The organism is Marinilactibacillus piezotolerans, assembly GCF_900169305.1.
GTDB lineage: Bacteria > Bacillota > Bacilli > Lactobacillales > Carnobacteriaceae_A > Marinilactibacillus > Marinilactibacillus piezotolerans_A.
The window spans coordinates 1,137,061-1,161,242 of record NZ_FWDP01000004.1 but is presented as its reverse complement, the minus strand read 5'-3'; the positions used below and the strand labels follow the sequence as shown (position 1 = coordinate 1,161,242).

The following is a 24,182-nucleotide window of genomic DNA, read 5'->3' as shown; positions in this document are numbered from 1 at the left end:
TGGAAAAATTGTTCATTCTATTGTATAATAGTAATTGCCGAAAGGCCGCATGACAATGGCGGGTGTATGAACCGTGTCAGGTCCGGAAGGAAGCAGCACTAAGTACATTCCTCCATGTGTTATGTGCATACATAGTTATGAACAAAGTGAATTTGTGCATATAAGAAAAGAGATGTTCCTTTTATGAGGGCATCTTTTTTTCTGTTTCTGCACATACATTAATCAAAATGGCAGCCATTTATCATAATATATCGTTAAAATTTATGTTTTATTTTATCTGAATTCACTTATAATAGAGAGTAGACCGACTCCCAGCGAGTTGAACGGAAACATCTGATCAATCAAGAAAAATGATCTGGAATATAAAGAGAAAAGAGGGGAATCATGAGCTACCAAGCACTTTACCGAGTCTGGCGTCCTCAGCGATTTGAAGATATTGCCGGTCAGCAAGCCATCACTCAAACGCTGAAGAATGCGTTAGTCCAAAATAAGACAAGTCATGCTTATCTGTTTACAGGTCCCCGTGGAACAGGTAAGACAAGTGCGGCCAAGATTTTTGCTAAAGCCATTAACTGTACGCATAGTCAAGACGGCGAACCGTGTAATGAATGCGATCTCTGTCAATCGATTACACAAGGGAAACTGGGCGATGTGATCGAGATTGATGCGGCCAGCAACAACGGAGTCGAAGAAATCAGAGATATCCGGGACAAAGCCAATTATGCACCTACACAAGCGGACTATAAAGTGTATATTATCGATGAGGTCCATATGCTTTCAATGGGAGCATTCAATGCTTTGTTGAAAACATTAGAAGAGCCGCCGGCAAATGTTATCTTTATTCTAGCAACGACAGAACCGCATAAAATTCCGCTGACGATTATTTCCAGAACACAGCGATTTGATTTCAGAAGAATTTCGCCGCAGGATATTGTGGAACGGATGCGGTATATCCTGACACAAAAAGAAGTGGATTATGCTGAAGATGCACTTCAGACTATTGCTAAAGCAGCAGAAGGCGGGATGCGGGATGCTTTAAGCATTTTGGACCAGGCTTTGTCATTTTCCGAAGGAGCGCTCCAGACAGAAGATGCGATGAGAATTACCGGCAGCATAACGCAGGAATTGCTGGAAGGTTATATTGAAGCTTTGTATTCACACGAAACAGAAAAAGGACTGAATATTCTTCATGCATTAATTGCAGAAGGGAAAGATCCAAGCCGATTTGTTGAGGATATGATCTTGTTCAGCCGGGACTTGCTGCTCTATCAGACGTCTCAAGCAGATACGCTGCTGAAGATGGCAAAAGCGGATGATGGATTCGCAGAACTTGCAGAACAAGTTCCAGCGGCACTGCTGTATGAAGTGATCCAAGTATTCAATGAGACGCAGCAGGAAATGCGCTTGTCTAATCATGCTGAAGTTTATCTAGAAGTAGCAACCGTTCGGCTAACGCAAGCCAGAGCTGCGGTGCAGACAGCCAGTACAGCACCGTCTTCTGGTGGGGCAGATGATCAAGTGCAGGAAGTGGCGGCTTTGAAAAAACAGCTGGCAGAGATGCAGAAACTGATGCAGAACGTAACGGCGAACCAAGGGACAGCAAAACCAGCTCCTCAAAAAGCCAAACGGAGTTCCAGCAGCAAGTCTGTTTTCAAAGTCAATAAAACATCTGTGCATAGAGTGCTGGAAAATGCCACCAGACAGGATTTGTCACAATTGAAAGATGTTTGGCCTGATTTGATGAATGTACTGGAAGCAAGTCAGAAAGCCATTATGAATACATCGACTCCTGTAGCAGCAAGTCCTCAAGGGTTGGTCGTGACCTTTGATTATGATATTCTATGTGAAAGAGCAACGAATGATACCATTCTTTTAGATGCAATCGGTGAGTATCTTGAAAAAGTGATTGGACACAGAGCAGAAATGATCAGCGTACCTGCTGAACAATGGCCGATCGTTCGCCAGGAATTCATCAAGCAGATGAAAGAAGACAGTACATCTGCTGAAGACAATCAGGAAGCAGCAGCACCTGATCCCAAAGAAGATCAGATTGTTTCAGAAGCTTTCAAACTCTTTGGAGAATCATTTGTTCAAGTAAAAGAATAACGCAGCGAAAACAACAAATAGAAAGGAAGATACAATTATGCGCGGTGGAATGGGAAATATGCAAGGTATGATGAAGAAAATGCAAAAAATGCAAAAAGAGATGGGCGTTGCCCAAGAAACGTTGAATCAGACAGAATTTACAGGTTCAGCGAATGATGATTTAGTAACAGTAACCTTTACAGGAGATAAGAAACTTAAAAATGTTTCAATCAAAGAAGAAATTGTTGATCCTGAAGATGTTGAAATTATTGAAGACTTAGTTTTACTTGCTGTCAATAATGCACTTGAAAAAGTAGATGCTGAAACAGAACGTGTAATGGGTAAATACACTAAAGGATTGGGTATGCCCGGATTATAATCCTATACTAGTTAAGTTACCATTAACTCTAGCAGCATCTGCTGATTCAGCGGATGTTATAGAAAGGAAACGGTCATGCATTATCCAGAACCGATCTCAAAATTAATGGAAAGCTATATGAAACTGCCAGGAATTGGGGAGAAAACTGCTGCCCGCCTGGCTTTTTATACCGTCAATATGAACGAAGAAGATGTTACAGGGTTCGCCAGATCTTTGATCAGTGTGAAACGGGATCTGACTTATTGTTCGGTCTGCGGCAATATGACAGAACAAGATCCTTGCGAAATCTGCAGAGATAAAAACCGTGATCAGTCTCTGATTCTAGTGGTCGAGCACCCGAAAGATGTCATCTCAATGGAGAAAATGCAGGAATTCAAAGGTCTCTACCATGTTCTGCATGGTGTATTGTCTCCGATTGAAGGGACAGGACCTGAAGATATTAATATTCCTGATCTGATCAAACGTCTTCAAAATGAAGAAGTCAAAGAAGTGATCATTGCGACGAATGCGACTGCCGAGGGAGAAGCAACAGCAATGTACTTATCTCGTCTGATCAAGCCGTCTGGTATCCGAGTTTCTCGTTTAGCACATGGACTTTCTGTGGGCAGCGATATTGAATATGCAGATGAAGTGACCTTGCTGAAAGCTGTCGAAGGCCGTAGAGAAATGTAGAGGAATCAGAAATGGGATTATTTAGGAAAAAATCAAAACTCAAAAAAGGCTATGATGAAAAATTGCTGATGCTGATAGAGCATCAGAAGGAAGCTTGGGAGCAGTCAAAATTATTAGAAGAAATCATTGTAGAAGAGCATCCTAAGCAAAAAGCAGACCGCAAACTGGCCCAAGCTAAATATTTCTATCTATTCAAAGAAGCAAGAGTCAGAAACATCAGTGGAAAATAAAAAGAGAGACTATGAAAAGCAAATGATCAGTCCTGCTTCTTGACTTTATCGGGTTAAGAAATAGGGGGGCATTTGCTTTTTTTATTGGATTTGTTTATTGCTGGACTGCAAAAGCTTTTACAAAATACATAGACAACCGGGTCGAATCTACCGTATAATAAAATAAAGAAGAGAATTTTTTAGAATTGAGGAAACAAAGTGACAGGGTTGTTTATAACGATTGAAGGACCGGACGGAGCAGGGAAATCGAGTTTGCTGCAGCAGCTGGTTCCGGCACTGCAAGATACGATCGATCGTCCAATCGTGGTGACACGTGAACCGGGCGGCAGTGCGATTGCTGAAGAAATTCGCGGATTGCTGTTGAATCCTGCTTACACAGAAATGGATGCACGTACAGAAGCCTTGCTGCTGGCAGCCAGCCGGCGACAGCACGTTGTAGAAAAAATCTTGCCTGCACTCTCTAGAGGAGACATGGTTTTATGCGACCGCTTTGTGGACAGTTCGATCGCCTATCAGGGACAGGCCAGAGGAATCGGAATGGAAAAAGTCAGAGACCTCAATGAGTTCGCGATTGAAGGATTGACGCCTGACTTGACATTGTATCTCGATGTGGAAGCTGAAGTCGGACTGCAGCGAATCAAAGATAAACAGTCTAATCGCCAGCAGGATCGTCTAGAGCTGGAAGCTGTCACATTCCATGAAGAGGTGCGCAAGGCGTACCATTTAATGATTGAAAAAGATCCGGATCGATTTGTTGTGATTGATGCAAGTGATGATCAGCAAGTTGTCTTTGAGAAGGCCTTTCAGGCTCTTCAATCCGTGTTAAAAAAATAGAACGGCGAACACAATCAGAAAGGATGAATACGTAATGAAACTAATCGTAGCAATCATACAAAACCAAGACAGCAAACGTTTGGCTGATGAATTTGTAGAAAAGGGTATCCGAGCAACCAAGTTATCATCAACAGGCGGATTTCTCCGTGCAGGAAATACTACATTTTTAATTGGTGTAGAAGATCGCAGAGTCGAAGGTGTCCTAGCTTTGATAAAAGAAACTTGCTCTACTAGAAGTCAGACGATGATGAGCCCGCCTTCTTATGATTTTACATTAGAGTCTGATTTAACTTATCCAGTAGATGTTGAAGTTGGAGGCGCTACGTTATTCGTCCTGCCAATTGACCAGTTCCAACAATATTAAATTGAAATAGGGGAGACGAATTATGTCGACCATTACTGAAAAACAGCCGAGTATTCATCGGCTGTTTTCTAAATTGATCGAGAATCAGACACTTCAGCATGCTTACCTGTTTGAAGGGGTGGCTGGTGCCGGAAAAAAAGAGATGGCATTATGGGTCGCAAAGGCACTATTCTGTCCTCACTATTCTGAAGAACAGCAGCCTTGCGGGAAGTGTCATCAATGTCAGCGCATAGACACGCACCAACAACCCGATATTATTGAAATCGAACCAGACGGACTTTCCATCAAAGTGGCTCAAGTTAGAGAGCTGAAGGAAGAATTTTCTAAAAGCGGAGTTGAAAGTAAGCGTAAGCTGTTCATTATTGAGGATGTTGAAAAAATGACGCAAAATGCAGCGAACAGCTTGCTGAAATTTTTGGAGGAACCAGACGGGGATGTAACAGCATTGCTGCTGACATCTGCTAAACAGCGGCTCCTGCCGACAATTTTATCACGATGTCAGATTGTTCACTTTCCTGTTCGACCACTCTCAGAACGAATAGTGGAGCTTGAAAATCGGGGATTGACTCTTTCACAGGCCTCACTGACTGCGCGGATGACACATGATGCGGCTAAAGCAGTCGAACTCGCTCAGGAAGAAGCTTTTCAGAATCTAGTCCAAACACTATGGGGATGGTTCAAGCTGTTAGCGAAAAGGGATGAGCAGGCCTTTGTATACGTACAAACAGACTTGATGGGGGCAGCGAAGGACCGCGAGACCTATCATCAAGTTGTAGATCTGCTGATCATTATTTACCGGGATCTGCTGAATCTTACCTATTCCGAACAGGTGCAGCCAGCATTTTTGAACCATGAAGCTGAATTGAAAAAAATAGCGGACCAGATGTCCAGTCGGCAGCTGACGGCTATTTTAGAACTGCTGCTTGCTGCTAAAAAGAAATTGAACAGCAATGTCGCTGCTCAGGGAATATTTGAAGATGTTGCTTTACAAATCGTTTCTATTTAAGAAGTACACACATTATAAATAAATTTCTATTTAATCAATATAAATAATCAAACGTTGTCTGCCGATTTCTTACAGTCGTACAGCTGATTGTAAGAACCGTCTCAATTGATAATGGTTTTTCCTATTAAATTATCTATCTGAGTCTCAGATTCAAGGAATGATTCAAATCACCAGTTAAACTTGAAGCAGAATAAAATGTTTTAAATATTTTTTGATTTTGGGGTTTGCCAATTGATTTCTAATCGTGTTATGCTATTATAAGGCAATCGCATCTATGCGCGATTTACTGAAAAAGTATAAAAAGATTCACAAGAAGTAAAGGTTAACCGTTGAAACAATAATAAATCTGCAGAGAAATGAAAAAGTGGTGAATAATGAATAAAAAAGAGTTACATGACACATTTTCTGAATTGGAAGTCCAAGCAGAAGCCACTCTCAAATCGCTTAAACAAGTAAAGCAGGAGCTGTCTCAGCTGACAGAAGAAAATCATGCCCTCAGTATGGAAAATCAGCATCTAAGAGACAGACTGGCTGAAGTGATCAAGCAGCAGTCGATCGAAAAACAAATTACTGACAGCGGTATGACAAAGTCTCGAATGAATTTGGAGAAAATCTACGAAGATGGTTTCCATGTCTGCAACTTGTTTTATGGATCCAGACGAGACGGCGATGAACCATGTGCATTTTGTTTGGAAGTTATCTACGGTGAAAGAAAATAAGTAAAAAAGCAGACACTATATATAGTGTTAGATGATAAAAACAAAAAAGCATATGACAAGTACAAATCCTTGTACACTCTCGATTTTCCGCTCTATTCAGACGGAAAGACGGGAGTGTCTTTTTTGTGCGTTGGCACAACATGTTGTGTTCGGTTTAAATTTATTTTCTACATGCAGTGTTTTATCCTTGAATATTTTTCTAACTCATGTAAAATAATAGATACGATATAGAGAGAGCGCAGAACCAAAATGTGACTGCAGATAAAATGAAGCAGCCACAATATATAGATCAGCTCTCTTATAATGAAACAAGCTGAATCAGCCTGTCATCATTCACTGGGAGGAAGTTATTATGTCAAACACACCTGTTATTGTTTATTCAAAACCAAATTGCATGCAGTGCAATTTCACAAAAAAATATTTGGAAGATAAAGGGATTCCATACGAAGTCAAAGATATTGCAGAAAACGAAGCAGCGATCGAAGAAGTGAAAAGTTTGGGTTTCAGTTCACTGCCGGTCGTATTGGCTGAAGGTCTGGAAGCATTCAACGGCTTCCGCCCGGATATGCTGAACCAATTGGCGTAACTATGAAAGTCGTGTATATGTCCCTGACCGGACAGACTAGGAAGTTCGTCAATAAACTGGGAATGGATTTGTTGGAACTGACGCCGACAAATCCATTCATTCCTATCAATGAACCTTATATCATTATTACTCCGACATATGATAAAGAAGTCACGGAGATCTTGAATGATTTTATTGAGACCGAACAAAATAGGACACATTTACAAGGCGTAGCTGGCGGAGGCAATCTCAATTTTGGTCAGCTATTTGTATTTACTGCAAAAGATCTTGCAGAAGAATATCAAGTTCCAATGATCCATGAATTTGAGTTCCAGGGAAACGAAGAAGATGTAAAAAAAATAAGGAAAGCGGTGGATGATCTTGGCTTCAAATAGTCCAGTAAAAGCAACGCCAAAAGAAGTAACGTATTTTAAATTAAATAATGAAATCAACCGACCAGTAAATAATCAGATTCCGCTTCACAAAGACCGTGAAGCTGTAAAAGCGTATTTTATTGAGCACGTTAATCCGAACACTGTCCCTTTTGACAGTGTAAGTGAAAAAATCGACTACCTGATCGAACATGATTTTATTGAAGAAGGCTTTATTTCAAAATACTCAAAATCATTTATTACCGAATTATTTGAAGAGCTGTACAATCAGCGTTTTCGTTTCCGCTCATTCATGGCGGCCTATAAGTTTTACACACAATATGCTCTGAAAACGAATGATGGTAACCGTTTCTTAGAAAGATTCGAAGATCGTATTGCCTTCAACGCTTTATACTTAGCGGATGGAGACGAAGCATTAGCTAGAAAAATCGCAGATGAAATTATCCACCAGCGTTACCAGCCGGCTACACCGACATTCTTGAATGCCGGCAGAAAACGTCGCGGCGAATTGGTTTCCTGCTTCTTGATCCAAACGACTGATGATATGAACAGTATCGGACGTGCCATTAACTCTGCACTGCAACTTTCGCGTATCGGCGGAGGTGTTGGAGTGAATCTGACAAACCTGCGTGCTGCAGGGGATCCAATCAAGAAAATTGAAAATGCTTCTAGCGGTGTTTTGCCTGTAATGAAGTTATTAGAAGACAGTTTCAGCTATTCGAACCAGTTAGGTCAGCGAAATGGCGCAGGTGCCGTTTACTTGAACTTGTTCCATCCGGATATTATGAGTTTCTTATCCACTAAAAAAGAGAATGCCGACGAAAAAGTCCGCGTAAAAACATTGTCGCTTGGTGTGGTTGTTCCAGATAAATTCTACGAGCTGGCTGCACGCAATGAAGAGATGTACTTGTTCAGCCCGTATGATGTCGAAAGAATCTACGGCGAACCATTTGCTTACGTTGATATTACAAAAGAATACGACAACATGGTTGCTAACCCGGAAATCAAGAAAACTAAAATCAATGCCCGCGAACTAGAAAATGAAATCTCAAAATTACAACAAGAATCTGGATATCCTTATGTGATCAACATAGATACAGCAAACAAAGCAAATCCTGTGTATGGGACGATCACGATGAGTAATCTATGTAGTGAAGTGCTGCAGATCCAAGAGCCTTCATTGATCAAAGACAATCAAGAATACGAAACGCTGGGAACGGATATCAGCTGCAACTTGGGCTCAACCAACGTCGTCAACTTAATGACAACTCCGGATTTTGAGCGTTCAATTGATACAATGGTCCGTTCATTAACGTTTGTTACAGATCGTTCCAGCATTGATGCCGTACCTTCTATAAAAAATGGGAATGATAAATATCATACGATTGGATTAGGCGCTATGGGCTTGCATACGTTCTTTGCGTTGAATCAGATGCATTATGGTTCACCAGAATCGATTGAATTCACGGATGCGTATTTCATGCTGCTGAACTATTACACATTAAAAGCCAGCAATAAGATTGCGAAAGAACGCAGTCAGACATTCTATAATTTTGAAAAATCCGACTATGCTAATGGTACTTATTTTGATAAGTATACAGAAGCAGAGCATACCTTTGAGTACGAAAAAGTTGCAGCGATCTTCAAAGACCGCGGTATTAAGATTCCGACGATAGAAGACTGGACTGCCTTGAAACAGGATGTGCAAAAAGACGGATTGTACCATCAGTACCGTATGGCAGTAGCACCTACAGGGTCAATCAGTTATGTGAACGAAACATCTGCCAGTATTCATCCAATCACTCGTCTAGTAGAAGAAAGACAAGAGAAGCTGACAGGGAAAACATACTATCCGGCGCCTTATTTATCTAATGAAACGATGCCTTACTACAAGAGTGCCTACGACATGGATATGCGTAAAGTCATCGATATTTATGCTGCTGCACAAAAACATGTGGATCAAGGAATGAGTTTGACACTGTTTATGCGTTCAGATATCCCAGAAGGGGTTTACGAGTGGAAAGAAAAGACAACGAAGCAGACGACTCGTGACTTGAATATCTTGAGACACTATGCACACAGAAAAGGTATTAAATCGATCTATTATGTGCGGACGTTTACCGATGATGCAGAAGAGATCGGCTCAAATGCATGTGAGAGCTGTACCATCTAATTAAATAAGATAAGAAAAGCTGATTTATTGCAACCTAGACAAAGCAGTTAAGGTGGAATAAACGGCAGATGGTCGGCAACGGAAAACCAAACGACATAGACTGGACGAGGAGACGAGAAATGACTGAAACCTATAAAGCTATTAACTGGAATAAAATCGATGATATGATCGACAAATTGACGTGGGAAAAGCTGGTAGAGCAGTTCTGGACAGATACGCGTATTCCGCTTTCCAACGACTTGAGCGACTGGAGTAAACTGTCTTTTGAAGAAAAAGATATGATGGCAAAAGTATTCGGCGGTTTGACACTGTTGGATACGTTACAGTCGCAAGACGGTATCGAAGCCTTGAAGAAAAATATCCGTACGCAGCATGAAGAGGCCGTGTACAACAATATTGAATTCATGGAATCTATGCACGCAAAAAGCTACAGTGCGATTTTCAGTACGTTAAACACTAAGTCAGAAATCGACCAGATTTTTGACTGGACACATTCTAATGAAATGCTGCAGAAAAAAGCCCAGATCGTTAACGCAATCTATCAAGAAGGAACAGATCTGCAGAAAAAAGTAGCCAGTGTATTTTTAGAGTCGTTCTTATTCTATTCAGGATTCTTTGCACCACTGCACTACTTGGGAAATAGTAAAATGACGAACGTGGCAGAGATTATTAAACTGATTTTAAGAGATGAATCTGTTCACGGTACGTATATCGGCTATAAATTCCAGATTGGATACAACCAGCTTTCCGAAGAAGAACAAGAAGACCTGAAAAACTGGACGTATGATTTATTGTTCAAGTTATATCAGAATGAAACAGAGTATACAGATTATCTTTATGGAGCAATTGGCTGGACGGAGCGTGTGGAAGTGTTCTTGCGCTATAATGCCAACAAAGCTTTGCAGAATCTAGGGTTCGATCCATTGTTCCCGGACACAGCAGAAGATGTCGATCCCATCATCATGAACGGAATCTCCACTGGAACCAGCAACCATGATTTCTTTTCTCAAGTCGGAAACGGCTACTTGTTGGGTATGCTTGAAACAATGGAAGATGAAGACTACGTGAAATGGTATTAAACTGTAAATAAAAATAGTAAAAGCGAATCCTGCTGCCGTATTGAGCAGGATCTGCTTTTAAATATAATTGTGAATATTTACGCATAAAACCGTAAAAAGCAAGCGATCAAGAAAGGGGAACCGTTATGCAAGATACATATCGTACGCAAAGTCATACTAATCTGGAACTGGAACAACCATTGGACTGGATGATTACCAAAAGAGATGGAAGTACACAGACTTACAACCGCAACAAATTGAAAAGGATCATAGAAAGGATTGCCGCAGATCATCAGACTGCTGTAACCGAAACAGATTGGATGACAATCATACAGTCTGTAGAAGAAAAAGTATTAAAAGGGGGTCATTTATTTATTGACTCTTGTGAGATAGAACACATTTTAAAAAATACGTTAAATGAAGTTGGATTACCTCAGTTTATCATGACTTATACAGACATGAAGAAAAGAAAGCTGCTTGAACGAGAGCGACGGCGGGATGTCAACAAGATGATTCAAAGCCTAGTAGCAAAAGATAGAGACATAGTCAATGAAAATGCTAATAAAGACAGTAAGGTGTTTAACACACAGCGTGATCTGACCGCCGGTATTGTAGGAAAAGCTGTCGGTCTGAGAATGCTGCCGGAACATGTTGCACATGCCCATGAAAAGGGCGATATCCACTACCATGATTTAGACTATACACCCTATTCTCCTATGAGCAACTGCTGTTTGATCGATTTCGCAGAGATGTTTGAAAAAGGATTCCAAATCGGCAATGCTGAAGTTGAGCCGCCCAGGTCAATTCAGACAGCAACCGCTCAAACGGCTCAAATTATTGCAAATGTGGCTTCAAGCCAATATGGCGGCTGCAGTTTTGATCGGATCGATGAGGTATTGGCACCTTATGCTGCATTGAATTATGAAAAGCATTTAAAAACAGCTAAACAGTGGATTGAAGGATCAGAGATTCAAACGGCGTTTGCGAAAGAAAAAACGACAAAAGATATTTATGATGCGATGCAAAGTCTAGAATATGAAATCAATACTTTATACACTTCTCAAGGTCAGACACCTTTCACAAGTGTAGGGTTCGGGTTAGGTACCAGCTGGCTGGAAAGCGAAATCCAAAAGGCGATTTTACAAGTCAGGCTGAATGGACTTGGAAAAGAAAAGCGCACCGCTATTTTTCCAAAACTGATTTTCACATTGAAAAGAGGGGTAAACCTAGAAGAAGGGGATCCTAATTATGAGGTCAAACAGCTGGCGCTGGCTTGTTCTGCTAAACGGATGTACCCTGATATTTTATCTTACGACAAAATCGTTGAACTGACAGGAAGCTTTAAAACACCGATGGGATGCAGATCATTCCTGCAAGGATGGAAAAATGAAAAAGGAGAAGAAGTTAACGCCGGAAGAATGAATCTAGGTGTTGTTACCTTGAATATACCACGAATTGCTATGGAGGCAGGCGGAGATCAGTCTCGTTTCTGGGCAATCCTGGAAGAACGATTGGACGTTTTGCATGATGCACTGATCTTTAAAGCTTATAGAGTAATGGATGCTTTACCAGAAAATGCGCCGATTTTATATATGCACGGTGCTTTTGGAAAGCGGCTGATCAAACAGGATAAAGTAGAGCAGCTCTTTTTAAATCGCAGAGCGACAGCATCTGTTGGATATATCGGATTATACGAAGCAGCGACAGCGTTTTACGGCAGTGGGTGGGAAAAAAATACAGAAGCAAAAGTTTTCACATTGGATATTGTCCGCAAGCTGAAAGAAAAGGCTGATCAATGGGGGAATGAGACTGACCTTCATGTCAGTGTATATTCTACACCAAGCGAAAGCCTGACAGACCGCTTTTGTAAACTGGATACCGAAAGGTACGGGATCATAGAAGATATTACAGATAAAGGGTATTATACGAACAGCTTCCATTATGATGTCAGAAAAAATCCAACACCATTTGAAAAAATTGATTTTGAAAAAGACTACGCTGCTTATACGAGCGGAGGATTCATTCATTACTGTGAATATCCGAAACTGCAGACGAACTTGAAAGCATTAGAAGCAGTGTGGGACTATGCTTATGACAAAGTCGGGTATTTAGGAACGAATACACCGATTGATCATTGTTATGCGTGCGGATTTGAAGGAGATTTTAAACCGACAGAATTTGGGTTTAAATGTCCGGAATGCGGCAACACTGATCCTGAAACATGCGACGTTGTAAAAAGAACTTGCGGGTACCTTGGAAACCCTCAAAAACGGCCAATGGTAGAAGGCAGACATAAAGAAATCGCCTCTAGAATCAAGCATATGAAAGGAGACGATCCACTTGGCAGTTGATCCAGTCTCCTGGACGTCAAAACAATTCAGCAAGCAGTATATCGCCGACTACAAACCATATAATTTTGTAGATGGAGAAGGTGTCCGGTGCAGTCTCTATGTCAGTGGATGTCCTTTTGCCTGCAAAGGTTGTTATAATAAAGCAGCACAGAATTTTGCATATGGAAAACCATATTCAAGAGCGCTGGAGGATCAGATTATTGAAGATTTAAATGCAGACTACTGTCAGGGGCTTACGCTTTTGGGTGGAGAACCATTTTTGAACACAGAAGTAACGATACAGCTCTGCAGTCGTGTACGAGAAGAATATGGAGCGTCAAAAGATATTTGGTCATGGTCTGGCTATACTTGGGAAGAACTGATGCGCGGATCTAAGGATAAAAAGATTCTGCTTTCTTATTTAGACGTAGTGGTAGACGGCCGTTTTGAACTGAATAAAAAAGATTTGAACTTAGCTTTCAGAGGCAGTTCTAATCAGCGCATCATTGATGTTCAGGCATCACTGACAGCGGAAGCTGTTGTCTTATGGAAGAATGGAGAGTACGTATAATCGATTAGTGAGTCGGCTGTTATCGGTCATATGATACTGGTCGTTATTAGTGGAAATCAAAGTGAATAAAATCTGCATAACAAATTATAAAAGGATCTGCGAACGTCTTTCTTTAAGCTGAATTTTCTGGTATATTCTGAGATATACTTTATTTTGAAAACAATATTCATTTTAATCGAGTATATTCTATCAAAAAAATGAAGCATTAAAGGAGCAAAGAAGTGGAAGAAAAAACGAAGGGCATCAAGCAGCATTATGGATTACTGACTGCTTTGTCCATGATTGTAGGCATCTGTGTCGGATCGGGTATCTTTTTTAAAGCAGACGATATCCTGACTTATACCGGCGGCGATGTTGTTTTAGGTATTATAGTATTTTGTATTGGTGCACTATGTGTGATTTTCGGTAGTATCACTCTAACAGAACTGGCAAGCAGAACAACAAAAATCGGCGGAGTCGTTGGTTATTTTGAAGAATTTATCTCTTCTTCTGCGGCTAGTGCATTCGGCTGGTTTCAGATGTGGGTCTACTTACCAACGATCACCGTTGTTGTGTCATGGGTAGCAGGAATCTATACGACGATGCTGTTTGGCTTATCTTCAACGCTGGAAATGCAAATTGGCATTGGACTGGTGTATTTGTCATTTCTATTTGCGATGAATTATCTTTCGTTAAAAGCCGGCGGAAGATTTCAGAATATAACGACCTTTATTAAACTGATTCCTTTGATCGGAATTGGCATTGCTGGTATTTTCTGGAGCGCACCAATGCCGGAAATACCAAGTGAAGTCGTTGAAATTGGGACAAGTTCAGTAGGGCTGGGCTGGTTGGCCGCTTTAGCACCAATGGCATTCTCATTTGAAGGATGGGTCATCTCAACGACCATTACACCAGAAGTGAAAAATGCGAAACGCAATATGCCGATTGCCTTAACAATTGGACCGCTGATCGTACTTGGCGTTTATCTAGCCTACTTTATAGGAACAGTCTCCATCGTTGGAGAAGAATATATTCTTTCTACAGGAGACGGTGCAATCAATCAGATCGGTACCGAACTGCTGGGACCAATGGGAGAATCCATTATCCTGACGTTTGTCTTGATTGCAGTTTTAGGGGTTGTAAATGGGTTGACATTAGGATTTATCCGTCTGCCGCAAGCACTGGCGACTAAGAATATGATCCCAATGAGTGACAAGATTGCCGAAATCGATCCAGAAAGGGAACTTTCACCAGCCTCTGCTACCTTTGCCTTTGTCCTCAGTCTGGGCTGGATGTTTTTACATTATATAACGCAGAAAACAAATCTATTATCAGGTGGAGACGTCAGCGAAATTGCCATTATTTTCAGTTACTTGGCATACGCGGTACTCTATCTTAAAGTTATTCAGTTGAAACGAGTCGGAACAATTCAGAATGTTTTCTTAGGCTATGTAGCACCAGTCTTCGGAACGCTTGGTTCTTTGATTATTCTCGTTGGCGGAATCTTTTCAAATCCGACATTCGTACCGTTTTTCTTGGTTTTTTCACTGCTTGTCTGTATAGCAGGATACTATTATTATCAAAGGAAAACAGTGAAAGACTAACCGTTAAACCGTCCTGCGCGCAGCTAAGTATTGTGTGCAGGACGATTTTTTTTATACATAAAGGAACATAAAGGCGTTAAACTAAGAGTGAATAGGAGCTTGGAAATCTGAAAATAATGGAGCAACGGTTCTACTTCAAGGTCATTATGTTAAGGTTAAGAAACAATCCGAGACTTTTATGAAATCAACTCAAAAGGTATAACCTTCTTGAATCCCTTTATTGAGTTGCTGTTCAGTAAAGCATAATCGGCAATGAAAAAGATGACAGACAGTTTTAAATAAAGGAAACAGATAGGAGCATAACGGATGAGTAAAATACTTGATTCACTAAAATTTCATGAAATGACGATCACCTGGTTAGAAGGCGTCATGACTCAGTTGGATGGCGGAACGATGTTTGGTCCGGTACCGAAGGCAGTATGGTCCAGAAAGTATTCGGTAAATGAGCAGAATCAAATAAAGCTGGCAACAGACATGATCTGGATTCAATACCAGCAAAAAAATTATTTAATCGATACCGGAATAAATGTGGATAAACTGACAGAAAAAGAAATCAAACATAGCGGAATTGAAGAGAGAGTAAAAATAGAAGCCAGTTTCGAACAGGCTGGATTGAAACGAGAAGAGATTGACGTTGTGCTGATGACGCATATGCATGCAGATCATGCGAGCGGGCTGACACAATTTGTTAAAGGAACCTATCAGACGACTTTTCCTAATGCAGTAATTTACATCAATACGGTCGAATGGGATGAAGTGCGGTATCCGAATTTGCGGACGCAAAGTACTTACCGGCAGGAAAATTGGGAACCGATTCAGAATCAGGTTATCCTATTTGATAAACATGTAGAAGTGGTTCCTGGTATTGAACTGTTTCATACTGGAGGGCATAGTAAAGGACATTCTATCGTGAAATTGACGCAAAAGGGAGAGACACTGCTGCATATGGCAGATATTATGCCGACACATGCGCATCAGAATCCGCTATGGGTTACAGGATTGGATGACTATCCAATGGATTCTATTGCTGCCAAGCTGAAATGGGGAGAAATCGCCAGACAAGAAAATGCAAAGCTGATTTTTTATCATGATGCTCAGTACCGAATGATTCAGTGGAGTGAAGATGGAAATGAAGTCATAGATGCTTTGAAGCGTTCATAACACTGCTAAAAATAAAGGATTTCGAAAGGAGAAACCATGAGAAGCTGCGACGAAATGATGCATACGATTTTTGAGGTGGCTGCTTCTATAGAAGGAGTAGAGGCGATCGCCATGAACGGCTCAAGAGCTAATCTAAATGCCCGGATAGATGAGTTTCAAGATTATGATATCGTATATTTTGTAAAATATGAAAAAATGCAGGAGTTAGTAGAAGAAAGAAACTGGATCAATGCTTTCGGGCAAAGGCTGCTGCTGCAAACCCCTGCTGATTTCGCTGAAGGTCCATTGGATTTGAACGAACGCTTTAATTTTCTCATGTTGTTTACCGATGGCAATCGAATCGATTTGGGTATATGTCCAGTGTCGAAGATAGAAGATTGGAGAAAAGAAGATCCGGTAGGAATCATTCTATATGATCCAAAAGCCCTGTTACCGGATGATCTGTATACTAATGATGAAATCTACTGGCAGAAACAGCCGACTGAAAAAGAATTCAAAAACTGCTGCAACGAATTCTGGTGGGTTTCAACGTATGTGGTAAAAGGCATTTGCCGCAATGAACTGCTTTATGCAGAATCGCATTTTCGAATGATCTGCTTTCAAGAATACTTAAAGCTTTTGAGCTGGTCGATTGCGGACCGCTTCGATTATAGAATAAATATAGGGAAAAGTTATAAGTATCTATTGGAATATCTGGATGAACAAGAAAGAGCGGATATTTTAAAACTGCTGAATTTGAGTTCACTAGAAAAGCTGTCAGAAGCTCTGATTATACTGCAGCGGAAATTTGATAGCTGTGCAAAAGAATCGGCTGAAAAAAATCACTTTAATTATAATCGAGAAGAAGCAGCTAATAGTATGAATTATACTTTGAGTTACTTAAAGAGATAAAAAAGAAACCTGCTTGAACTAAATACATCGATTTAGAGCAACCTGATATCTGCTGGATAAAAAGAGGAGGCAGGTAAAGCAGAATAATTGCTTTCTAACGTACGTATGGTATAATATAACTACATTAAGAATAGATATGAAACATTATATAAAATCGTTTTAACGAAGTTTAATCGATCTGGCACAACTTGAGAGTTGTAAGGACATGGTAGAGGTAGGGACTGTGTTGTTTAAATGAGAAACTCAGTAGTATAATTTGAATAGTATTTTAGCTCCGAAATAACTGTATAAGTCATTTATTTTTAATTAGAAAGCCGCTCCTTCATTGGAGGGGCTTTTGTCAATTCTAGGGTAATGTTCAGTGTTGAAATTTGGTATACTGTAAGAAATCAATGGATAAGGAAGCTGAAATAGTGAACGACTTACTTAAGCAAGATGAACGAATCGATCAGTTGATGCAGTGTGACTTGGAAATCATTCAGAGTCCCAAGGTGTTCTCCTTTTCTCTGGATGCTGTTTTGCTGGGAGATTTTGCACAAGTCCCAAAGCATTCTCGTGCGAAAATTGTTGACTTATGTTCTGGAAACGGGGCAGTCGCTTTAATGCTGAGTCAGAAAACGCAAAGCTCTATCATTGGAGTGGAACTGCAAGAGCGGTTAGCGGATATGGCGAATAGAAGTATTCAGTTGAATGGGCTGGAAAAACAAGTCAAGATGATCCATGGAGATGTTAATGAGGTCAAACAATGGATTCGGCATGATTCTGTAGATGTCGTGACTTGTAATCCGCCCTATTTCAAAGTATTAGATGAAAGCATTAAAAATCCTAATGAACATCTTGCCATTGCCAGGCATGAACTGCACTTAGATTTACAGGAAATGGTCAAAGCAACGGCTTTTCTGTTAAAAACAAAAGGAAAAGCCTATTTTGTCCATCGTCCAGAACGATTTTTAGAGATTTTAGATGCAATGAGAGCTGTTAACCTCATACCTAAACGAGTCAGGTTCGTGTATCCGAAAGAACATAAAGAAGCGAACATGCTGCTGATCGAAGGCATTAAGAATGGAAAAGAGACAGGATTTACAGTTCTGCCGCCGCTTTTTGTATTCGATCAGCAAGATCAGTATCTGCCGGAAGTTAGAAGGATGATTTATGGAAACCACTAGTTATTTTTATGTGCTGCGGTGTAAAGATGGTACGTTGTACGGCGGGTATACAACTGATTTAGACCGCAGGCTGAAAGAACACAACACTGGAGTTGGTGCCAAATATACTCGTCCATCATACAGAAGACCTGCTCAGATGGTCTATGCAGAAGCACATGCTTCTAGAAGCAAAGCGACAAAAGCAGAGGCGGCATTTAAAAAACTGTCTAGAAAATACAAAGAGCGCTATCTGAAAAACGAAGGTGTTCAGATTCCATTCAAGAAAACTGATCCACGCATAGTCGTCGATAAAAAGGAGTTAACTGATGCAGACGCAAAAGAGCTTTGAACCAACTGAAAACGGGACATTGTATCTAGTTCCTACACCTATTGGAAACTTGGAAGATATGACCTTTCGCGCAATTAGAATGTTAAAAGAGGTTGATCTGATCGCCGCAGAAGATACAAGAAATACACAGAAGCTGCTGAATCATTTTGAAATCGATACAAAGCAGACCAGTTTTCATGAGCATAATTCAAAAGAGAAGACAGAAAAGCTGATTGAACAGTTGTTAGATGGAAACTCGATTGCACAAGTCAGTGATGCCGGGATGCCTTCTATCAGCGATCCAGGTGTAGACTTAGTTAGGGCTGCAGTGGAAGCAGGGATTTCTGTCGTTCCGCTGCCGGGTGCAAATGCGGCACTGACAGCTTTGATCGCTTCAGGGATTGCCCCGCAGCCTTTTTACTTTTATGGATTTTTACCCCGAAAGAAAAAAGAGCTGCAAGCTGAACTGACGACATTGAATAATCGGCAGGAAGCCATTGTTTTTTATGAATCGCCACACCGACTAAAAGCCTTGCTGGAACAGATGGCAAAAGTATTTGAACCGAATCGGAAAATTGTGCTGGCACGTGAGTTGACCAAACGGTATGAGGAATTTATCCGGGGTACGATCGCAGAAGTGGCAGATTGGACACAAACGGAGCAAATTAGGGGCGAATTTTGTGTGATTCTTGAAGGGAACTCAGATGCTTCAGTCAATGATGAAACCGCAGAGTGGCAGAATTGGTCATTGAAAGAGCATGTTGATCATGTGATGGAGACGGAAGCGATCTCCAGCAAGCAAGCCATCAAGATGGTCGCTCGGCTAAGAGACATACCCAAAAGAGATATTTACTCAGCGTATCATGAGTTGTGATTAAATAAATGATATTCAGCAATATAAGTAAAGGAGGACGAGTTCAGAAACTTTGAGTTAAGCTTAAATCCAAACTCGAAATTCAGTCTCTAATTTAAATAGTAATCCAAAGAAAGATACAGTATAATGAACGTATCTAAAGGAGGTTTCCTCATTGAAAAAATGGACGAAATTAGCTGCACTATTAACCGTTGGTACAGTACTAGTAGCCTGCGGTAATGAAACAGAAGAATCAGCAGAAGCACCTGAAACAGCACAAGAAGAAACGACAGAAACTTCAACAGAGACACCTGCAGAATCAACTGGATCAGAAACAGAATACCAAGATATGCTGGATCAAGCGCAAGCACAGTTTGATGCTGATCAAACCGATGAAGCAGCAGGTACCTTATCTATTTTACTAAAAAATGACTTATCTTCTTTCCCGGAATTACAGTCAGAAGCAGAAAATCTGCTGGAAGAAGTAAATGTTGCACAAGCAGAAAAAGCTAGACAAGTAGCGGGCGCTTCCTCTGATAAGACGGAATACCAGACAGAACGTCAGTCTTCTGTTTTAAGTGAAGAATACTTAGCAGATACTGGAGAGTCCATTGAAGAAGCAACAGATGAAGAACTGGACAACTGGTTGACGCAGCGCGAAGCAGAAGTGAAAGAAAATGAAGAAAAAGCTGAAGAAGAAACAACACCTGGCAGTCAATTTGCGACAGATGCAGAAGCAGAGGATTATGCATTTGAACAAGTAATGAACCGACTAGAACTAACCAACGAAAATTATTCTTACTTTGTAGATAAAACAGATGAAGAATGGGTCACCGTTGAAGTAAGAGAAACCGTTGAACAAGATGGTGTAGAATGGTCTAATATGATCGGACTTTACCACTTTAACTTAAACGATGAACATATTGAAAAACTGGATTCTGTAACAGGCGAGTATCAGACAGTCGAATAAGTGAATATTAAAGAGTATACCTTCATAAAAAAGGTGTACTCTTTTTGTTTGAAACCGCAAGATAGAATTTTCTGATAAGCTGTGTCATAATATTAAAAAGGGGTGGAAGATATGACAAAAACAATCGTTTCATTGCGTAAACTGACAGAAGAACAGGAAAATCGGATAAAGGAACTTGCACCAGATTATACGCTCGTTTCCTCTGTGGAAGAAGCGGAAAATATTGAAGACATTAAAATCGTCTATGGTTGGAAAAGTGATGAAGGAAATCGCCTCATTCATAATGAAAATAATCAGATTAAATGGATTCAAGTGGCTTCGGCAGGAGTCGATTACTTAGACCAGGGATTATTAGATGAGCAGGATATTCTATTAACGAATTCAAGCGGTATCCATGCAAATGGGATTGCGGAGTCAATCTTCGGTATGCTGCTTAGTTATACGAGAGGAATGGACATCTCTCTTCGCGCTCAGCTGAGATCTGAATGGATTTCTGTCAGTACTTTGCTGGAATTGAGTGGAAAAACCATGATGATTGTTGGAACAGGGGAAATCGGAAAGCAGACAGGTAAAATTGCACAAGCTTTCGGAATGAAAACGATCGGAATCAACCGCAGCGGCGGGGAAGTCGAGTATATGGACGAACAGCATACTCAAGATGATTTATCTGAAGTCATTGGAAAAGCAGACATAGTAATCAATATTCTGCCAATGACGGACGAAACGGAAAACATGTTTAATCAGGCGTTGTTCTCTAAAATGAAAGATCAGAGTATATTTATTAATGTTGGACGCGGCGGTACAGTGGATACAGAGGCTTTGATGGAGGCGCTGGATAATAATCTTGCCTATGCAGGTCTGGATGTTTTCCATGAAGAGCCGCTGCCAAGCGACCACCCTTTATGGAACCGTGAAGATGTGCTGATCACACCGCATATCGCTGGAAGACTGGAAGACTACAGCGCAAGCTTATTTCCGATATTTGAAAAGAACTTAGAAGCTTATGTCAATGGAGAAGAACTTCCGCTGAACTTAGTGGACTATTCAAAAGGATACTAAAAGAAAACTGCCTTGTTGTTGACTGCTCTCAGTGAACAATAAGACAGTTTTTTTGTTAAGATTTCAGAAAAGGAAAATGACAAAAAATAAATGAGTGTTCAATTTGAATTTTCCCATATTTTTCTCACACAAAATAGTCAAAGAGTGTTATAATTATTCGCAAGAGTGAATAGATTTAGTAGTGAAGGACTAAGGTTGAAATGTAAAAGCGGTCTAAATAGAGTAAAATTACACATCCTCCTTCGGTGATGTTGTCTTTTTACATAGGCATGACTAAATCCCTTCTAGTTATATTTCTATAACTGATCTGTTCACTATATTCAGACAAAGGGGAGAATAAAATGGCAGAACAACTAAAACGTCGTGCGGATATTGCAGAAGATCTAAAATGGGATCTTTCAGCAATTTTCAGTACTCAAGCAGAGTTTGAACAAGCAGCAGAACAGCTTCCAAAAGATGTTCAAGCTTTTTCAGATAAATATAATGGAAACCTTGACGGTGTAGATACTTTGATTGCAGCTATTAAAGAATACGAAGGATTAATGGCTAAAGCGTCCCATTTGGGTCAATACGGAATGCTGCCGGTTTCTGTTGATATTTCTGACAGTGAAGCACAGCAGCAATCTCGCCATGTATCCAATGTACTAGCGGGTATTAGTGCAAATCTAAGCTTCTTTAACTCACAAGTTCAAGAAGCAGATGAAGCAACGTTAGATGCGGTTGTCGAAAAAGAGCCTCAATATGGACCGTTTGTCCGTGAAGTTAAAGCGGCTAAAAAAGCAAAATTAGATCCAAACGTTGAAAAGGCACTAGCTCAATTAGGCCCTGTTTTTGATGCACCTTCTGAAATCTTTGAGCAAGCTCGTTCTGCAGATGCAGACTTCGGAACATTTGAAGTAGACGGACAAGAATATGAATTAAGCTTTGTATTATATGAAGAAGTCTATATGTACTCTGATAATCCAAAAATTCGTCGTGCAGCTTACGATAAATTCAGTGAAGTCATGTCAAAATACAAAAACACTGTAGCAACGGCATTTTATACACACTTGCAGACAGAGAAAACCATCGCAACAATGCGCGGATATGACTCTATCTTCGATTATTTACTAGAAAGCCAAGAAGTTGATCAAGAATTGTATCACCGTCAAATCGATATGATCATGAAAGACTTTGCTCCGGTAATGCGTAAATTCATTACGCATCTGAAAGACGTTCATGGTCTGGAAAAAATGACGTACGCCGATCTGAAAGTTGACTTGGATCCTGAATATACGACACCACTGACTATCGAAGAGTCTAAAGACCTGGTCCAAAAAGCTATGGCGCCGCTTGGAGAAGACTATGTCAACATGATCATGCGCTCGTATCCTGAACGCTGGACAGATTTCGCGCAAAACATTGGAAAACGTTCTGGTGCATTCTGCTCAACGACTTACGGTAAACATCCATATGTCATGATCACTTGGACAGGTGAATTAACAGATGCTTACACATTGTTCCACGAATTGGGACATGCTGGACAAGGCGTTCTTTCAAATGAAAACAATCCATTATCCAGTGCGCGTCCATCTCTATACTTGATTGAAGGACCGTCTACTTTTAATGAATTGCTATTGACTGACTACCTGCAAGGTAAAACGGATGATCCGCGTATGGAACGCTCTATTTTATCTAAAATGATCTCTAAAACATACTTCCACAACTTTGTGACGCACTTGCTTGAAGCAGCGTATCAAAGAGAAGTGTATAGACTGATCGATGCTGGCAAGAGTTTTGATGCAAACAAATTAAGCGAAATCAAACGCAGTGTTCTAGAAGAATTCTGGGGAGACTCCGTTGAACTTGAACCAGGTGCTGAATTGACTTGGATGCGTCAGATCCACTACTACATGGGACTATATCCATACACTTACTCTGCGGGATTGACGATTGCGACTCAAGCTTTCTTGAAAATCAAGAGTGGAGAAGAAAAAGTGGATGGCTGGTTAGAATTCCTAGCATTAGGCGGACAAAAAGTACCAGCAGAAGCACCACTTGTTGCGGGCGTTGATATTACGACCGACAAACCATTAACCGATACCATCAAATATCTAGATGAAACCGTTGACCGCATTATTGAGTTGACTGGCGAACTGGAAAATAAATAGATAGACAGATTCTAAAAGGTTAAGCAAAAGATCAGGCATTCCGCTAAAACGGAGAACCTGATTTTTTTGTGTTTAACAGAATTTGTTGCCGGTAAAGAATCGATAATATGGGTTCGCACGAGATGGAACGTGTGGAGATTAGCTTGAAATTTAAATGATGATCAGTTTCAAGAATAAGCATTGGATTATTGACTTGATTGAAAAGAAGAAGCGGAAAACTGAGTATGAAACGATACTTTTTGGTACTCAAGATAAAAAGCAGAATGAGTAGCGAGAATAAAGTGGTAATTTTCAGTACTCAAAGTAGAAAATAGAATGAGTAGCGAGAACAAAGGGGTAATTTTCAGTACTCAAAGTAGAAAATAGAATGAGTAGCGAGAATAAAGGGGAGATTTTCAGTACTCAAACAAGAAACGGCAATGAGTAGAGAGAGTAAAGCGCTGATTGTCAGTACTCAAGACAGAAAATAGAATGAGTACCGAGAATAAAGGGGTAATTGTCAGTACTCGAGGTAGAAACGGCAATGAGTACTAAGAATAAAGAGCTGATTGTCAGTACTCAAGGTAGAAATTAAAAAGAGTACAGAGAATAAAGCGCTGATTGTCAGTACTCAAACCAGAAAAGGCAATAAGCATTGAAAATCCCTTCCAAACTCACATAATTA

The 24,182-nt window shown here is 40.4% G+C and carries 23 protein-coding genes and 1 other RNA gene; all 24 read left to right on the top strand.

The features are described from left to right. Positions 1–44 precede the first annotated feature (44 nt). The 24 genes from ffs (at position 45) to pepF (ending at position 23,518) form a co-directional block, all read left to right on the top strand. Positions 45–131, top strand: an RNA gene (gene ffs / locus B6F02_RS09290) — signal recognition particle sRNA small type. A 253-nt stretch (positions 132–384) separates the two neighbouring features. Beyond that, complete coding sequence (gene dnaX / locus B6F02_RS09285; protein WP_080147072.1) at positions 385–2,106, top strand: DNA polymerase III subunit gamma/tau; 1,722 nt, start codon at positions 385–387, stop codon at positions 2,104–2,106. A gap of 37 nt (positions 2,107–2,143) precedes the next feature. Next, positions 2,144–2,464, top strand: coding sequence for a YbaB/EbfC family nucleoid-associated protein (locus B6F02_RS09280; protein ID WP_080147071.1), 321 nt, complete (start codon positions 2,144–2,146; stop codon positions 2,462–2,464). 75 nt (positions 2,465–2,539) lie between these two features. Beyond that, on the top strand, positions 2,540–3,136 hold the full coding sequence (gene recR / locus B6F02_RS09275) for a recombination mediator RecR (protein WP_080147070.1): 597 nt from the start codon (positions 2,540–2,542) through the stop codon (positions 3,134–3,136). Positions 3,137–3,147: 11 nt separating this feature from the next. After that, positions 3,148–3,366: a YaaL family protein gene (locus B6F02_RS09270; protein ID WP_080147069.1), complete on the top strand. Its 219-nt coding sequence runs from the start codon at positions 3,148–3,150 to the stop codon at positions 3,364–3,366. Positions 3,367–3,564: 198 nt separating this feature from the next. After that, a complete protein-coding gene (tmk, locus tag B6F02_RS09265; RefSeq protein WP_080147068.1) occupies positions 3,565–4,200 on the top strand; it encodes a dTMP kinase in 636 nt (211 codons plus the stop codon). 34 nt (positions 4,201–4,234) lie between these two features. Next, the gene (locus B6F02_RS09260) at positions 4,235–4,564 is read left to right on the top strand and encodes a cyclic-di-AMP receptor (RefSeq protein WP_080147067.1); all 330 of its coding nucleotides are present in this window, start codon (positions 4,235–4,237) and stop codon (positions 4,562–4,564) included. 22 nt (positions 4,565–4,586) lie between these two features. Beyond that, positions 4,587–5,570, top strand: a complete 984-nt coding sequence (gene holB / locus B6F02_RS09255; RefSeq protein ID WP_080147066.1) for a DNA polymerase III subunit delta' — start codon at positions 4,587–4,589, stop codon at positions 5,568–5,570. A 374-nt stretch (positions 5,571–5,944) separates the two neighbouring features. Further along, positions 5,945–6,289, top strand: a complete 345-nt coding sequence (locus B6F02_RS09250) for a DNA replication initiation control protein YabA (protein ID WP_080147065.1) — start codon at positions 5,945–5,947, stop codon at positions 6,287–6,289. Positions 6,290–6,641: 352 nt separating this feature from the next. Further along, a complete protein-coding gene (nrdH, locus tag B6F02_RS09245) occupies positions 6,642–6,875 on the top strand; it encodes a glutaredoxin-like protein NrdH (protein WP_080147064.1) in 234 nt (77 codons plus the stop codon). Between the two features lie 2 nt (positions 6,876–6,877). After that, positions 6,878–7,249 (top strand): class Ib ribonucleoside-diphosphate reductase assembly flavoprotein NrdI, encoded by a 372-nt coding sequence (gene nrdI, locus B6F02_RS09240; protein ID WP_080147063.1) that lies wholly within the window; start codon positions 6,878–6,880, stop codon positions 7,247–7,249. After that, positions 7,230–9,419 (top strand): class 1b ribonucleoside-diphosphate reductase subunit alpha, encoded by a 2,190-nt coding sequence (gene nrdE, locus B6F02_RS09235; protein ID WP_080147062.1) that lies wholly within the window; start codon positions 7,230–7,232, stop codon positions 9,417–9,419. The genes nrdI and nrdE overlap by 20 nt, the downstream gene beginning before the upstream one ends. A gap of 119 nt (positions 9,420–9,538) precedes the next feature. Continuing rightward, positions 9,539–10,498, top strand: coding sequence for a class 1b ribonucleoside-diphosphate reductase subunit beta (nrdF, locus tag B6F02_RS09230; RefSeq protein ID WP_080147061.1), 960 nt, complete (start codon positions 9,539–9,541; stop codon positions 10,496–10,498). 125 nt (positions 10,499–10,623) lie between these two features. Next, the gene (gene nrdD / locus B6F02_RS09225) at positions 10,624–12,828 is read left to right on the top strand and encodes an anaerobic ribonucleoside-triphosphate reductase (RefSeq protein ID WP_080147060.1); all 2,205 of its coding nucleotides are present in this window, start codon (positions 10,624–10,626) and stop codon (positions 12,826–12,828) included. Then, entirely contained in the window at positions 12,818–13,378 is a 561-nt protein-coding gene (gene nrdG, locus B6F02_RS09220; RefSeq protein WP_080147059.1) for an anaerobic ribonucleoside-triphosphate reductase activating protein, read from the top strand. Before nrdD ends, nrdG begins: the two co-directional genes overlap by 11 nt. Before the next feature lie 221 nt (positions 13,379–13,599). Continuing rightward, entirely contained in the window at positions 13,600–14,961 is a 1,362-nt protein-coding gene (locus B6F02_RS09215; protein WP_080147058.1) for an APC family permease, read from the top strand. Positions 14,962–15,267: 306 nt separating this feature from the next. Beyond that, on the top strand, positions 15,268–16,122 hold the full coding sequence (locus B6F02_RS09210) for an MBL fold metallo-hydrolase (protein ID WP_080147057.1): 855 nt from the start codon (positions 15,268–15,270) through the stop codon (positions 16,120–16,122). A gap of 36 nt (positions 16,123–16,158) precedes the next feature. Beyond that, positions 16,159–17,013 (top strand): aminoglycoside 6-adenylyltransferase, encoded by an 855-nt coding sequence (locus tag B6F02_RS09205; protein ID WP_080147056.1) that lies wholly within the window; start codon positions 16,159–16,161, stop codon positions 17,011–17,013. Between the two features lie 455 nt (positions 17,014–17,468). Continuing rightward, positions 17,469–18,179, top strand: coding sequence for a tRNA1(Val) (adenine(37)-N6)-methyltransferase (locus B6F02_RS09200; protein ID WP_372924838.1), 711 nt, complete (start codon positions 17,469–17,471; stop codon positions 18,177–18,179). Then, positions 18,166–18,507: a GIY-YIG nuclease family protein gene (locus B6F02_RS09195; RefSeq protein ID WP_080147054.1), complete on the top strand. Its 342-nt coding sequence runs from the start codon at positions 18,166–18,168 to the stop codon at positions 18,505–18,507. Before B6F02_RS09200 ends, B6F02_RS09195 begins: the two co-directional genes overlap by 14 nt. Next, complete coding sequence (gene rsmI / locus B6F02_RS09190) at positions 18,485–19,360, top strand: 16S rRNA (cytidine(1402)-2'-O)-methyltransferase (protein WP_080147053.1); 876 nt, start codon at positions 18,485–18,487, stop codon at positions 19,358–19,360. The genes B6F02_RS09195 and rsmI overlap by 23 nt, the downstream gene beginning before the upstream one ends. Before the next feature lie 154 nt (positions 19,361–19,514). After that, complete coding sequence (locus B6F02_RS09185) at positions 19,515–20,309, top strand: hypothetical protein (RefSeq protein ID WP_080147052.1); 795 nt, start codon at positions 19,515–19,517, stop codon at positions 20,307–20,309. Between the two features lie 111 nt (positions 20,310–20,420). Then, entirely contained in the window at positions 20,421–21,368 is a 948-nt protein-coding gene (locus B6F02_RS09180; RefSeq protein ID WP_080147051.1) for a phosphoglycerate dehydrogenase, read from the top strand. Between the two features lie 341 nt (positions 21,369–21,709). Beyond that, entirely contained in the window at positions 21,710–23,518 is a 1,809-nt protein-coding gene (gene pepF / locus B6F02_RS09175; protein ID WP_080147050.1) for an oligoendopeptidase F, read from the top strand. The last annotated feature ends 664 nt before the right edge of the window (positions 23,519–24,182 follow it).